The organism is Ensifer sp. ENS08 (assembly GCF_014852195.1).
Taxonomy (GTDB): domain Bacteria; phylum Pseudomonadota; class Alphaproteobacteria; order Rhizobiales; family Rhizobiaceae; genus Ensifer; species Ensifer adhaerens.
The window spans coordinates 83,758-95,647 of the sequence record NZ_JACVBF010000019.1; the positions used below are offsets into that span (position 1 = coordinate 83,758).

The 11,890-nt window shown below is 61.2% G+C and carries 13 protein-coding genes; 8 read left to right on the forward strand and 5 right to left on the reverse strand.

The features are described from left to right. Positions 1 to 80 precede the first annotated feature (80 nt). Together IB272_RS29260 and IB272_RS29265 are read left to right on the forward strand one after the other, a co-directional pair. Positions 81 to 1,688, forward strand: a complete 1,608-nt coding sequence (locus IB272_RS29260) for an FAD-binding protein (protein ID WP_192358329.1) — start codon at positions 81 to 83, stop codon at positions 1,686 to 1,688. After that, positions 1,688 to 2,008: a ferredoxin family protein gene (locus IB272_RS29265; RefSeq protein ID WP_192445579.1), complete on the forward strand. Its 321-nt coding sequence runs from the start codon at positions 1,688 to 1,690 to the stop codon at positions 2,006 to 2,008. Before IB272_RS29260 ends, IB272_RS29265 begins: the two co-directional genes overlap by 1 nt. A 216-nt stretch (positions 2,009 to 2,224) precedes the next feature. Here the strand turns inward: IB272_RS29265 and IB272_RS29270 are convergent, their stop codons facing one another. Beyond that, positions 2,225 to 3,265, reverse strand: a complete 1,041-nt coding sequence (locus IB272_RS29270) for a LacI family DNA-binding transcriptional regulator (RefSeq protein WP_060608704.1) — start codon at positions 3,263 to 3,265, stop codon at positions 2,225 to 2,227. 102 nt (positions 3,266 to 3,367) lie between these two features. Here IB272_RS29270 and IB272_RS29275 point away from each other — a divergent pair, with 102 nt between their 5' ends. Then, positions 3,368 to 4,204, forward strand: coding sequence for a phytanoyl-CoA dioxygenase family protein (locus IB272_RS29275; RefSeq protein WP_192445580.1), 837 nt, complete (start codon positions 3,368 to 3,370; stop codon positions 4,202 to 4,204). A 102-nt stretch (positions 4,205 to 4,306) separates the two neighbouring features. Here the strand turns inward: IB272_RS29275 and IB272_RS29280 are convergent, their stop codons facing one another. Continuing rightward, positions 4,307 to 4,558, reverse strand: a complete 252-nt coding sequence (locus tag IB272_RS29280; RefSeq protein WP_192445581.1) for an Atu4866 domain-containing protein — start codon at positions 4,556 to 4,558, stop codon at positions 4,307 to 4,309. After that, entirely contained in the window at positions 4,555 to 5,112 is a 558-nt protein-coding gene (locus IB272_RS29285) for a hypothetical protein (protein WP_060528826.1), read from the reverse strand. The genes IB272_RS29280 and IB272_RS29285 overlap by 4 nt, the downstream gene beginning before the upstream one ends. A 134-nt stretch (positions 5,113 to 5,246) precedes the next feature. Here IB272_RS29285 and IB272_RS29290 point away from each other — a divergent pair, with 134 nt between their 5' ends. Next, entirely contained in the window at positions 5,247 to 6,173 is a 927-nt protein-coding gene (locus tag IB272_RS29290) for a LysR family transcriptional regulator (RefSeq protein WP_034799874.1), read from the forward strand. Positions 6,174 to 6,263: 90 nt separating this feature from the next. On the opposite strand, the gene IB272_RS29295 is transcribed toward IB272_RS29290, so the two are convergent. Together IB272_RS29295 and IB272_RS29305 are read right to left on the reverse strand one after the other, a co-directional pair. Further along, positions 6,264 to 7,019, reverse strand: a complete 756-nt coding sequence (locus IB272_RS29295; protein ID WP_090428571.1) for an SDR family oxidoreductase — start codon at positions 7,017 to 7,019, stop codon at positions 6,264 to 6,266. Positions 7,020 to 7,951: 932 nt separating this feature from the next. After that, positions 7,952 to 8,872 (reverse strand): LysR family transcriptional regulator, encoded by a 921-nt coding sequence (locus IB272_RS29305; protein WP_192445582.1) that lies wholly within the window; start codon positions 8,870 to 8,872, stop codon positions 7,952 to 7,954. A gap of 252 nt (positions 8,873 to 9,124) precedes the next feature. Here IB272_RS29305 and wrbA point away from each other — a divergent pair, with 252 nt between their 5' ends. The 4 genes from wrbA (at position 9,125) to IB272_RS29325 (ending at position 11,848) form a co-directional block, all read left to right on the forward strand. Then, complete coding sequence (gene wrbA, locus IB272_RS29310) at positions 9,125 to 9,724, forward strand: NAD(P)H:quinone oxidoreductase (protein ID WP_192445583.1); 600 nt, start codon at positions 9,125 to 9,127, stop codon at positions 9,722 to 9,724. A 93-nt stretch (positions 9,725 to 9,817) separates the two neighbouring features. Next, the gene (locus tag IB272_RS29315; protein ID WP_060608718.1) at positions 9,818 to 10,585 is read left to right on the forward strand and encodes an SDR family NAD(P)-dependent oxidoreductase; all 768 of its coding nucleotides are present in this window, start codon (positions 9,818 to 9,820) and stop codon (positions 10,583 to 10,585) included. A gap of 24 nt (positions 10,586 to 10,609) precedes the next feature. Next, complete coding sequence (locus IB272_RS29320; RefSeq protein ID WP_192445584.1) at positions 10,610 to 11,047, forward strand: ester cyclase; 438 nt, start codon at positions 10,610 to 10,612, stop codon at positions 11,045 to 11,047. A 30-nt stretch (positions 11,048 to 11,077) separates the two neighbouring features. Then, positions 11,078 to 11,848, forward strand: coding sequence for an SDR family oxidoreductase (locus tag IB272_RS29325; protein ID WP_034799866.1), 771 nt, complete (start codon positions 11,078 to 11,080; stop codon positions 11,846 to 11,848). Positions 11,849 to 11,890: the final 42 nt, after the last annotated feature.

The following is an 11,890-nucleotide window of genomic DNA, read 5'->3' on the forward strand; positions in this document are numbered from 1 at the left end:
CCGGCAAAAACGACTCAAAAATCTATGCATTGCATAGATTTAAATCGCAACGATATTTCTTCGTCGAAAGGATCCCTGTCATGAGTGTGCCATTGCAACAGTCAGGTGAGGCAAGCGTCGCCGCCGTCGAAATCGGTTGCGACGTGCTCGTGATTGGCGGTGGACCCGCCGGGTGCTGGGCCGCCATCGAAGCTGCATCCAGCAACGCTAAGGTCGTGCTGGTCGACAAGGGATATTGCGGCAGCTCCGGTGCCACGGCTTCGGCCGGCACCCAGATCTGGTATGTGCCGCCGGACCCGGCGGAACGGGAGGCAGCCATGGCCAGCCGCGAGGCGATGGGCGGTTATCTGTCCGAACGTTCCTGGATGGTGCCCGTCCTCGACAAGACGTTCGAGAGTGTTAATCGGTTGGCGGACTGGGGCTACCCCTTCCCCCGTAACGACGACGGCGAAGAGCAGCGTATCTCGGTCCAGGGGCCGGAATACATGCGGCTGATGCGGCGCCGGGTAAGGAATGCCGGGATCACCATTCTCGATCATCATCCGGCGACGCAACTGCTGACACTGGAAGGACGCGTCGTCGGCGCAAGCGGCCTGCGGCGCCAGGCCGGCGGTCATTGGGTGGTGAACGCCGGCGCCGTCGTTCTTGCCGCTGGCGGCTGTGCCTTCATGAGCAAGGCACTCGGCTGCGACGTCTTGACCGGAGACGGCTATCTGATGGGCGCGGAGGTTGGCGCCGAACTCTCGGGCATGGAATTTTCCTCCGCCTACGCGATTTCGCCCGCCTTCGCCTCGATCACCAAGACGGCGCTTTACCGCTTTGCGCAGTTCTACCGGAAGGACCACAGCCTGATCGAGGGAGCGGGTTCGGCCCGTGGGCGCTCGATTATCGCCCGCACCTTGCTTTCGGAGCCGGTGTTTGCGCGGCTGGACCTTGCCGGGACTGACGAGGTCAAGGCGATCCTCAGGCGCGCGCAGCCGAACTTCTTCGTTCCGTTCGATAGGCGCGGCCTAAATCCCTTTACCGATTTCTTCGAAGTCAAGCTGAGGCTTGAAGGTACGGTCCGTGGTACAGGTGGATTGAGGCTGACCGGCCTCGACTGTTCAACGACTGTTCCGGGGCTTTACGCCGCTGGCGACAACGCCACCCGCGAGCCGATCTGCGGCGGGTTCACCGGCGGTGGCAGCCACAACGCGGCCTGGGCGATCGCCACAGGTGCCTTTGCTGGCGCGGCTGCCGCGTCCTATTCATTGCAGCGGGTAAGCGCTACCGATTTCGGCCTGGCATGCATCGCGCTCTCTGAAACGAAGGGCATCGACCCGGCAGAGATCATCAAGGCTGTCCAGAACGAGGTATTCCCGCTCGACATCAATTACTTCCGCACGCATTCGGCCCTTTCGGCATCTCTGAAGCGGCTGGACGCGCTTTGGGAAAACGTCGGACGGGCAACCGCTCTCAACGAGGATCATTCCCTCAAGCTGCGGGAGGCGCAGGCCATGCTGGCAACGGCGCGTTTCATGTATCGCGCGGCGCTTTCTCGTACCGAAACGCGCGGTATGCACAGACGGGAGGATTATCCGACGCAGAACCCCGCCCAACACCACAGGCTCATCCTCAGCGGCCTCGACCACATCTCCGTTCGGCACGAAGCGGTCGATCCCGGCGTATACAAGCAAGCAGCAGAATAATGATCGAAGTTCTAGACACCAACACATTCACCGACTGCAATCTTTGCGTCCAGGTCTGCCCCACCAACGTGTTCCAAGCACAGCGCGAAGGACCGCCGCTCATCAAGCGTCAGGATGCATGTCAGACCTGCTTCATGTGCGAACTCTACTGCCCCGTCGATGCGCTGTATGTTGAACCGGATGCTGAGGCCGTCCACGGCCTGACCGTCGAAGGCGTGCATGAAAGGCAGCTTTTCGGCAGCTACCGAAAGGCAATCGGCTGGCACAAGGACACTCGCCACCGCCGTCTCATCGACGACCATTTCCGATTACCGCAATAGACACGAGCCACGTCGTGACGTCACGCGCCGCCGGATCAGGCGTCAAGACTGGCGACGCGCGCCGATGGCTCGGAGTGGGATAGCTGGTAAGGTTTCGGGGGCGATGCATTTCTCTTGGCCATTTCCGTCTTACGCGGGTGAGCAACACGCGCGCTCTTGGAGCGCAATTTCCAAGATCTTCGTCCGCTGAAATAATTACCCATCGCCTTGATCCTGTCAGGCCGATTTACGACTGACCGAGCCCCGGACGACCAAAGTGCATCCGAGCTTTTTTAGGCTGTGATGGCCTGAGCGCGGCTTCTTTGCAAGGTGCTCAATCGCCCAGGCCCCCATCGGCCGGTGCGGAAGCTCCAGGGTAGTCAGTTGCGGTCGCAGATGGCGCGACAGTTCGTCGTCATCGTAGCCGACGACAGAGATGTCCCGCGGAACGCGCAGACCTGCTTCGCCAATCGCCATTAGGCAGCCCATCGCCATCTTGTCGTTCTGGCAGAAGATCGCCGTCGGCGGCTCTCGAAGCGACAGGAGTTTTTGGGTAGCCTCGAAGCCGGATGTCGGCGTCCAGTTTCCTTCGGCCACCAGGCCGTCATCATAGGGTAAGCCCGCCTCCGCCAGCGCCTCACGATAGCCCGCGAGGCGATCCTGCGCCGCCTCCATGAAGCTCTCGCCGACGATCGTTGCGATGCGTGTATGCCCCTTCCTGATAAGGGTCGCCGTCGCCATGCGCCCGCCGGTCACCTCATCAGGAACCACTGCGGGAAAACGGTTATCGCTGGTATAGCAGTTGAGCAGCACGAGCGGAACGGGAAGGTCCTCGAAGACCGGATCGAGCGATATGCGGCGGGTGAACACGGACATGTAGACGATCCCCTGCGCACCGGCCTGCAAAAGGCTGGCCACCGCCTTGCGCTCGTGCGTGGCCCGTCCCTGCGTCTGCGCCACGAGAATTGTAACATCGTTCTCCCAGGAAGCGTGCCGCGCGCCCTCGATGGCGTTGACGGCTTCCGGGGTCGTCGCGAGCTGATCGACGATGAAGCCAATACAGCCGCCGCGAAGATCCTCAAGGCCCGCGCGACGGATGGGGCTTGCAAGCCCGTAGCCGAGCCTATGCGCGACATCCAGCACGCGCGCCCGAAGCTCAGGCGATATCTTGATGTCCGTGACATTGTTGAGAACCACCGAGACCGTCGCCTGCGAACAGCCGGCCGCCTTGGCCACATCCATCATGGTTACGCGCGTCTTCGTTTTTCCACCGCTCATGTCGCCCCCGTTTTGCCCTCTCTACACCAACTAATAAAAATCGGCCATTGACTAATATTTATTAGTCGCAGTAGCCTTGTTGAAAATTGGGAGGAGAACCGGATGAAAACGAAGCCAGCACCCGACTACGATATTGCTGCGCAGATGGCGCAGCTGGCGGCAGACGGCATCATCGGGCTGAAGGGTGCTTTTAGTCTGGCATGGGCCGACGATATGCACGAGGACATGATGACGGCCTTCTGGTCGGCCATTCAAAGGCCCGGCGGCGCGGTCAGCCGGGGACCGCGCCGCTGGTATGTCGAAATCCATCCCCAGGCCTTCCGCGGCTTCGTGGATCTCATCACCCATCCATGGGTGGTGGATGTCTGCGCCAACGTGCTAGGATCGGACTACCAGATCGTGGAGATAGGCCTCGACGTGCCGTTCCAGGGCGCGAAATACCAGCCGTGGCACCGCGACTTCCCCTCGCCTGTGGATACCTATCGAGACCACCAGATTACCTCGCTTGCCTTCAACCTCACCGGCGTTGACGTCACCGAGGATATGGGGCCGTTCGAGGTGGCGCCGGGAACGCAATATGACGATGGCCGGGAATGGAAGCACGAAATGTTCCCGGACAAGGCGCTCTGGGGCCGGTTTCAAGAGCGTGCGACACGCAAGTATCCGCAGCGCGGCGACATTTCCTGCCGCTCGGCGCTGACGGTGCACCGAGGCACGGAGCATAAGTCCCCTATTGCACGACCCGTCATGGTGCTGGGTGTGGACAGGCCGGGCGCTGGGCATGCAGAGTTGCACGACATGATGGTCACGCGGGATTGGTATGATGCCCTGCCGGAAATCGGCAAGAAGCACCTCGTCTGCCGCGTGGTGGACGAGCTCGTGCCGATTACGCAAAAGCACGACATCGAGGGACTAGTCATGGGCGCCGATCCAAGTTGATCATTGGCCCAGCCGATTGCTCCGAAGAGGCCCTGACGCACGCCCGGATCGGGCACGAAGAAGGCGGCCCGCTGAAAGCCGCCTTCTGATCGTGGGGATGCTTCACGGTTTGCGATACAGCACCATGCCCGCATGATAGAGCACGCCATCGACAAAATCGCCATCCGCCGCGAACCCGGTATCATCCCAGTATTCGATATGGTCGCCGGTCACTTCATAGCGCCCCTGATAGGCGCTTTCGCGCCGCCCGCGCGCCTCGTCGTAGCGGCCGTTCGGCAGAAGCGCGTGGCGGATGTTGCCATCGGCCGTGACCCACATGCCGGCATAGGGGTGTGGTGAGGTTTTCCCGGTCATTGTGCCTTCCCCAGGAATTTTTCGATTGTTTTGGGCTCGACCGTCCAGGCGTAGTTCAGCTCATGGCGGATCTTCCATGCCCCCTTCACGCATTGCCAACCCAACTGCGAACGACCGTCGAAAGCAATCACTTTTCCGTCGAGGCGTTCGATCCGGCCGACAAAGCCCAGAGTGGTCGAGGCAACGCTGTCTCCGATGATCTCATCGTGCCCGTCGGTCAGGCCGTGGGCAACGGACCGTGCCGCATTCTGCAGGTCTTCCCAGTTTGCACCGTAGCGGGCCGCATTGCGGAAGAGCTGTTTCTCACCGGGCGCAAAATTATCGTAGAAAACGCCGGTGGTGTTCTCCAGGTCGTAATATGCGCGCATTTTCTCGGCGAATACGAAGCGGGGATCACCCTCATGCCGTTCCCATCCCGTCATGATCCAGCTCTTGTGGAGCGACAAGGGAGCTTTGTCGCCCTGCTGGGGGCAAGCGGCGTCCCGGGCGGCGGCCGGAGCTGTGAATGCGCCAGCAATGGCGGCTGCAGTCAGCAAAAGCTTCAAAGAGGTCATCGTTCTTCCTTTCATCCTGGGTGGGTTTCGATCTCCACTCGCCTTGTGCGTTGTGGGATGAAAGAAGGATAGACGGCGTTGATTGTCGTCGGTATCCCATTATACATAACCATATTGGTTAGCAGGACGCGACAATGACAATCGACTTAAACCTGTTACCCCTCTTCCTCGCGGTGGCCGAGGAGGCGAACTTCGTGGCCGCCGCTGCTCGCCTCGGTGTTACGCGCTCGGCCGTCAGTCAGGGCATCCGGCGGTTGGAAGATGGCTGCGGGATCGCGCTCGTCACGCGCACGACGCGCAGCGTCAGGCTCACTGAAGCGGGCGAGCGCCTTCGCGACACGCTTTCTCGCCCCCTGGCCGAGGTCCTGTCCGCGCTTGAAGACGTCGGCGGCAACGTCAACCCCCACGGCGTGCTTCGCATCGCGGCGACCTCGATTGCCGAAGAATTTCTCTCTGGCCCGCTCATTGCGTCGTTTGCCGAGGCTTACCCCAATATTGTCTTGGATGTGACGGTGACGGACGACACGTTTGACATCGTCTCCGCCGGTTTCGATGCGGGGGTACGTCTGGGGGACATCATTGAACAGGATATGGTGGCCATTCCGCTATCGGGCGAACAAAGGGAAGTCGTCGTGGCGAGCCCGGCCTATTTCGAAGCCAATGGATTGCCGACCCACCCAAGGGATTTGATTCATCATCGTTGCATCGGGTGGCGCCCAGCGCCGGACACTGCACCATATCGGTGGGAATTCGTGCAGGAGGGAGAAGCCTTCGATGTTTCCGTCGAACCCCAGATAACGACCAATGACCTGCGCCTGATGATGCGGACGGCGCTCTCCGGCGGCGGTATCACATTTGCGCTGGAGGAGACGTTTCGCCCCTATCTCGAACGGGGCGAATTGATTTCAGTGCTGAAGGATTTTCTGCCGCCCTTTCCGGGGCTCTTTCTCTATTTCCCCAGCCGGCGCAACATGGCGCCCAAGCTGCGGGCGCTTATCGCGCATGTTCAGCGCTTTCGACGGGAACACCGAACCAGAGCGGACACCACGTCTGTGGCGTGAGGCATAAGGTTTCCGGGGCCATCGGCAAATAGCTGCCGAAGGCCCCGAAATTGACGGACCACTACCAATTTTCGGGCAATGGCCCCTTCCTTACTTGATCTGGACGCTATAGCCGCCATCGGCCATCACGACGGAGCCAACGATGAAGCTTGCGCGGTCGGACGCGAGGAACGCCACAATTTCCGCGATCTCCGACGGCTGGGCGGCACGGCCGATCGGCGCACCCTTGCCATGCTCCGTGAGGAAGCCGGGACCGTCTTCCATGAAGCTGTTCAGCAAGTTGGTGACGACATCACCCGAGCCGATCGCATTGACGCGGATGCCATGCTCGGCAAGCTCCAGCGCCAACGTCCGGGTCAACTGTGCCAACGCGCCTTTGGACGACGTGTAGGCGGCAATTGTCGGAAAGGCGAAGTAGGAGGCATAGGACGCGATATTCACGATCGCTCCGCTCTTCTGCTTGATCATCACCTTCGCCGCTTCGCGGGAGTGAAGGAAAGCACCGGTAACGTTCGTCTCCATCACATAATCCCAATCATCGCGAGTCATCTCCACGACGGGCTTGTAGACGATGCGGGCCGCATTATTGACCAGCAAGTCGAGCTTTCCGAAATGCTCCAGAGCAAGCGCGACAGCCTCCTCGGCGCTGCCATCCCTGGAAATATCGGCCACCAAAGGCACGATTCCGTCCGCTTTTAGCGATCTCACGTCGGGATCGACATCTTCGGCGATGACTTTCGCGCCGCGCGCACGCAGCAGTTCGACAGTTGCCTTGCCGATTCCGCTCGCGGCACCCGTTACGATAGCCACCTTGCCTTCGACTTCATTTACTTGATTCACAGTCATTTTCGCTCTCCTGGTTGGAATGTCCTTTCATCGGACACAGCCAGACTAGGCGCCTCGAACAAATGCTGCTCTCGCACGCTTGCTACCATCATCGGGCTCTTGCGCTTTTATGAGCGCGGTTCGCTTTAGGGGCACAAACGACTGGCTGACCGCTGAAATCCAAGCACGAATTGTTTTCTCCCGTCGTGGTAGCTCGAAGCAAATGTTCGGGAAGCACGAAGGACGACAGTTTTTCGCCCGCTGGGCGGATTGAGCAGGGATAGCTCGGCCCTTGTTGTGCTCCATTACCAGCCGCCCTTTCAAGGGTGGCACGGCGCGGCTGGCGCATTGGGTGCGCTCGCAGATGCGCCAGGAAATAGCGGTCGAATTTGAAACCGTGGAAACTGTCTGCGCAGGAAACCTCACAGCTGAGTGCCAGCACATAGTGTTGGCGACCGCCGCGCGAAACATGCGTGGAAAGGCAGAGTAACGCACCCCGTCCGGCGTTTCGGCGAGCTGGCCGAAAATTCGGCCGGGATTTTCGAAGGCCTGGTGCCCGTTCCAACAGCGGACAGGCGCCAAAGCGGACGAATTGAAACGCGTGCCGCTGTGGTGATTGGTGCTGTTGTCGGCCTGGTCGACTTCGATCTCCCTACCCATCGCGGCTATGACTCGGATCATTCCCGCGTCGTCGGCCGGTGTCCGAAAAAGGCCTCATCCCTGATGCTCGGTACATATTGCCAGAAATCCGGCGGTTCGTTGGTCCCGGCACAAATGTCATCGATGCCGGCCGCGCCGTGCTCGACCTCGAGGGCCGTCTGAGGAATCGACGGGGGAAGCCCCTGCCGGAGCACTCAACCACATTGTTACCGTCCTTCCCGACATTGCCGCCGCCGCAACCCCTGTGCATGTCTGCAGGCGATGATTAATGACCTCGTGATCGGGATTCGAGATCAGAGCCTGCCGGCGCGCCGCGTGCCGCTGAGTGCCATGTGCACGACATCATGTGCCAACTCGCGGAATGTGACGGCCGACGGGTTCGGTTCGTCGTCCTTCCAGGCGAGCAGCAGTTCATAGGGCGTGGAAAAATCCGCAAGATCGCGAAACACGACGCCTGGCTGGGGAAGCTTCGCCACCCATTTCGGCACCAGCGTCACGCCAAGTCCGGCGCTGACAAGCGAGAGCAGCGTGTGCAATTGTCCGCCCTCTTGCGTCACGCGCGGGGCAAAACCCGCACCCGCACAGGCCGTCTTCAGCAGATCGAGAATGCGGCTGTTCATTTGCAGGGGAAAGGTCACGAAGGGTTCCGCTGCCAGCTCCGCCATCTCGACCTTGGGCCTCAATGCCAGCACGTTCGCGGATGGTAGCGCGACCATGAGCGGCGCGGATATCAGCACCTCCGTCTTGACGGCCGCAGCAAGATGGGAGGGGGCGGGAATGATGCCGATATCGACCGTACCGGCGGCGATTGCCTCCACTTGCACGTCCCGGTCCATTGGGATGAGCTTCAGATCGACATGCGGCCAGCGCTCACGAAAATCCCGGATGATCGGCGACAGCAGCGTCCATAGGACATTATCGACAAAGCCGATGGACAGGCGTCCGACAATGCCGCTCGCTGATGCCTTCAGCCGCCGCACCGCCTCCTCCGTTCGTTGCAGGATTTCGCGCGCCGCGGGTAGAAAAACCTCGCCCAGCAAAGTCAGGCTAACATCCTGGCGCGAACGCCGGATGAGGGTGAAACCGAGTTCGTCCTCCAAAAGCTTTAGCTGTTGGCTGATGGCCGATTGAACGACATGCGCCCGCTCGGCGGCCCTACCGAAATGAAGTTCCTCAGCCACGGCAACAAAGTAGCGAAGTCTGCGCAAATCCATGACCGCCTCCCTCGATCGCACCGCTTCTTGCGTCGTCGAGAAGGCTACACCTCTAAAAAATCGGCAACAGCGGCAAAGATTCGAGGGTTATGGTCGATTTAATAGAACGTCCGAACAAATGCAGCCATCGCTATATCGTTCGATTTTTTCGACCGTAACCAATCATTTTATTCGACTATTCCCCCAAGCGGTTCGATGCGAGTTTGGTCCCAAGCCGCAAGGGCGACTGCCTCAAATCAAAGGAGAACAAAAATGGCGAAGGTACTGGTCCTTTATTATTCGACCTACGGACATATCGAGGCGATGGCCTATGCCATCGCGGAAGGCGCCCGCAAGGCTGGCGCTCAGGTCGATGTCAAGCGGGTCCCCGAGACTGTTCCGGAGGAGATTGCCCGCCACAACCATTTCAAGCTCGACCAGAAAGCACCGATCGCCACAGTCGCGGAACTTGCGGATTACGACGCCATCGTCGTCGGCACCGGCACCCGTTTCGGCCGCATCTCCTCGCAGATGGCGGCCTTCCTCGACCAGGCCGGCGGCCTCTGGGCGCGCGGCGCCCTGAACGGCAAGATCGGCGGCGCCTTTTCGTCCAGCGCCACGCAGCACGGCGGGCAGGAAACCACGCTGTTCTCGATCATCACCAACCTCCTGCATTTCGGCATGATGATCGTCGGTCTTCCCTATAGCCACCAGGGCCAGATGAGCGCCGACGAAATCGTCGGCGGTGCCCCGTATGGTGCAACCACGGTGGCCGGCGGCGACGGATCGCGCCGGCCGACCGAGATCGACCTCGCCGGCGCCCGTCACCAGGGCGAACTGGTGGCGGCCGCGGCTATCAAGGTCTTCGGCTAAGCCGATCTGCCGGAGGTTCACGTCTCCGGCCCCACTCCACACCAACAATCAACCGGAAACATCGTCCCGCACGGGCGGGCGAGGAGCGAAGCCATGTCTGCGGATTTCGACGGCAAAGTGGTACTGGTCACCGGCGCAGGCTCGGGGATAGGCCGGGAGGCGGCACGGCTGTTTGCCGAGCGCGGCGCCCATGTTTTCGCAGCCGATCTCAACATGAACGGTCTTGAGGAAACCAGGGACATCACGGCGGCAGGGAAGATCGACATCTTCACCGTCGACGTTTCAAGCGAGGCGCAGGTGAAGGCCTTCCTTGCGCGCATCGAAAAGGATGCGGGACGGCTGGATGCAGCATTCAACAATGCCGGCATCACCGGCGGCACCTACCGCATCGAGGACTACCCGATCGAGGATTTCGACCGGGTGCTGACCGTCAATCTGCGCAGTGTCTTCCTCGGCATGAAATATGAGCTTCCGCTGATCGCCAAGACCGGCGCCGGCGCGATCACCAACACCGCCTCCGTTGCCGCGCTGACCGGACCTGGCGGCATGAGCGCCTATGCCGCCTCCAAACACGGCATCCACGGCCTCACCCGCGTCGTGGCGATGGAAAACGCCAGCCGCAATATCCGCGTCAATGCACTCGCGCCCGGCTGGACCGAAACGCCGATGGTCGTGTCCAACAGCGCCCAGAACCCGGCTTTCGCCGATCTTGCACGGAAAGCCATCCCCGCCAAGCGGGGCGGACAGCCGCGCGAGCTCGCCGAAGTGGCCGTGTGGCTGAGCTCCCCGGCCGCAAGCTACGTCTTCGGCCAGATGATCGTCGTCGATGGCGGCATGACCATCGGCGGCTTCGAACTTTGACCCCTGACATCGAAGGATAAGACCATGACCAGAAGTGCAGAAAGCGAAGCGGCGATCGCAGTGGTCCGCCGGAACACCGAAGAGGTGCAAGGAAAGGGCAATTTCGCCATCTTCGACGAAGTCTTTTCCGCGGATTTTCTCGATCACACGCCGCAGCCAAACATGGTGCCGGACAAGGAAGGCGTGCGCGGCCTCTATGCCGGCCTGCGCAAGGCTTTTCCGGATTTCCATGCGGTCATCCACTGGCAAACGGCCGACGGCAATCTCGTGACAACCTTCAAGACCTACTACGGCACCCACAAGGGAACCTTCCTCGGCATTGAACCAACCGGCAAGACGATCCAGTTCGAGACGGTGGATGCCATGCGCGTCGTCGACGGCAAGATCACCGAACACTGGGGCGTCGCCAATCTCTATTCGCTCGTCGGCCAGCTCGGCCTCCAGCTTCAGCCGAAGGGCTGAGCCAGCCCATTTTTCTGAAGGAACAGTGCCATGAGTGACATTCTGAAGAACAAGGTGGTCATCGTGACCGGCGCGTCAAGCGGCATCGGCCGCGCCATCGCCATCCGCGCCGCCGAACACGGGGCGAAGGCCGTGATCGTCGCCGACATCACCGAGGCCCCGCGCGAAGGCGGCCGGCCTACGGTCGAGGAGATCGAGGCGATCGGCTCGGCCGCCCGCTTCGTCAAGACCGACGTCAGCAAACGCGCCGACAACGATGCACTCGTCGAAGCCTCGGCCGAGTTCGGAGGCGTCGACGTCATGGTCGCCAATGCGGGCATTACGCTCCGCACCGATGGCGCCGACGTGCCGGAAGACGACTACCACCGCCTGCTGTCGATCAATCTCGACGGCCCGCTGTTCGGCGCGCAGGCCGCTGCCAGGCAAATGAAGGCGAACGGCAAGGGCGGCAGCATTGTGCTGATGGCCAGCATGGGCGGCATATCCGGCGCCGGAATCACCGTGGCCTATTCCACCAGCAAGGGCGGCGTCGTGCTGATGGCAAAATCGCTCGCCGACGCGCTCGGCCCGGACGGTATCCGCGTCAACGCGGTCGCACCTGGCACGATCGACACCGAGCTTTTGCGCACTAGCCCCGGCATTGCCGAGGCTTCAGAAGGCTTTCGCAAGCGCACCCCGCTGCGCCGCCTCGGCCAGCCCTCCGAAGTGGGCGACGCTGTGGCCTATCTCGGCTCGGACCTCTCCAGCTACGTCTCGGGCATCGCCCTCCTCGTAGATGGCGGCCTGCTGGCGGTCCTCTGACCCATAAGGGAATCGGCGATAAAACGCCGAACGTGCTGGTTC

Excerpts from the sequence above, each read along its gene's own strand:
- IB272_RS29260 (WP_192358329.1), top strand. The coding sequence starts at position 81 with ATGAGTGTGCCATTGCAACAGTCAGGTGAGGCAAGCGTCGCCGCCGTC.
- IB272_RS29265 (WP_192445579.1), top strand. The coding sequence starts at position 1,688 with ATGATCGAAGTTCTAGACACCAACACATTCACCGACTGCAATCTTTGC.
- IB272_RS29270 (WP_060608704.1), bottom strand. The coding sequence starts at position 3,265 with ATGAGCGGTGGAAAAACGAAGACGCGCGTAACCATGATGGATGTGGCC.
- IB272_RS29275 (WP_192445580.1), top strand. The coding sequence starts at position 3,368 with ATGAAAACGAAGCCAGCACCCGACTACGATATTGCTGCGCAGATGGCG.
- IB272_RS29280 (WP_192445581.1), bottom strand. The coding sequence starts at position 4,558 with ATGACCGGGAAAACCTCACCACACCCCTATGCCGGCATGTGGGTCACG.
- IB272_RS29285 (WP_060528826.1), bottom strand. The coding sequence starts at position 5,112 with ATGACCTCTTTGAAGCTTTTGCTGACTGCAGCCGCCATTGCTGGCGCA.
- IB272_RS29290 (WP_034799874.1), top strand. The coding sequence starts at position 5,247 with ATGACAATCGACTTAAACCTGTTACCCCTCTTCCTCGCGGTGGCCGAG.
- IB272_RS29295 (WP_090428571.1), bottom strand. The coding sequence starts at position 7,019 with ATGACTGTGAATCAAGTAAATGAAGTCGAAGGCAAGGTGGCTATCGTA.
- IB272_RS29305 (WP_192445582.1), bottom strand. The coding sequence starts at position 8,872 with ATGGATTTGCGCAGACTTCGCTACTTTGTTGCCGTGGCTGAGGAACTT.
- wrbA (WP_192445583.1), top strand. The coding sequence starts at position 9,125 with ATGGCGAAGGTACTGGTCCTTTATTATTCGACCTACGGACATATCGAG.
- IB272_RS29315 (WP_060608718.1), top strand. The coding sequence starts at position 9,818 with ATGTCTGCGGATTTCGACGGCAAAGTGGTACTGGTCACCGGCGCAGGC.
- IB272_RS29320 (WP_192445584.1), top strand. The coding sequence starts at position 10,610 with ATGACCAGAAGTGCAGAAAGCGAAGCGGCGATCGCAGTGGTCCGCCGG.
- IB272_RS29325 (WP_034799866.1), top strand. The coding sequence starts at position 11,078 with ATGAGTGACATTCTGAAGAACAAGGTGGTCATCGTGACCGGCGCGTCA.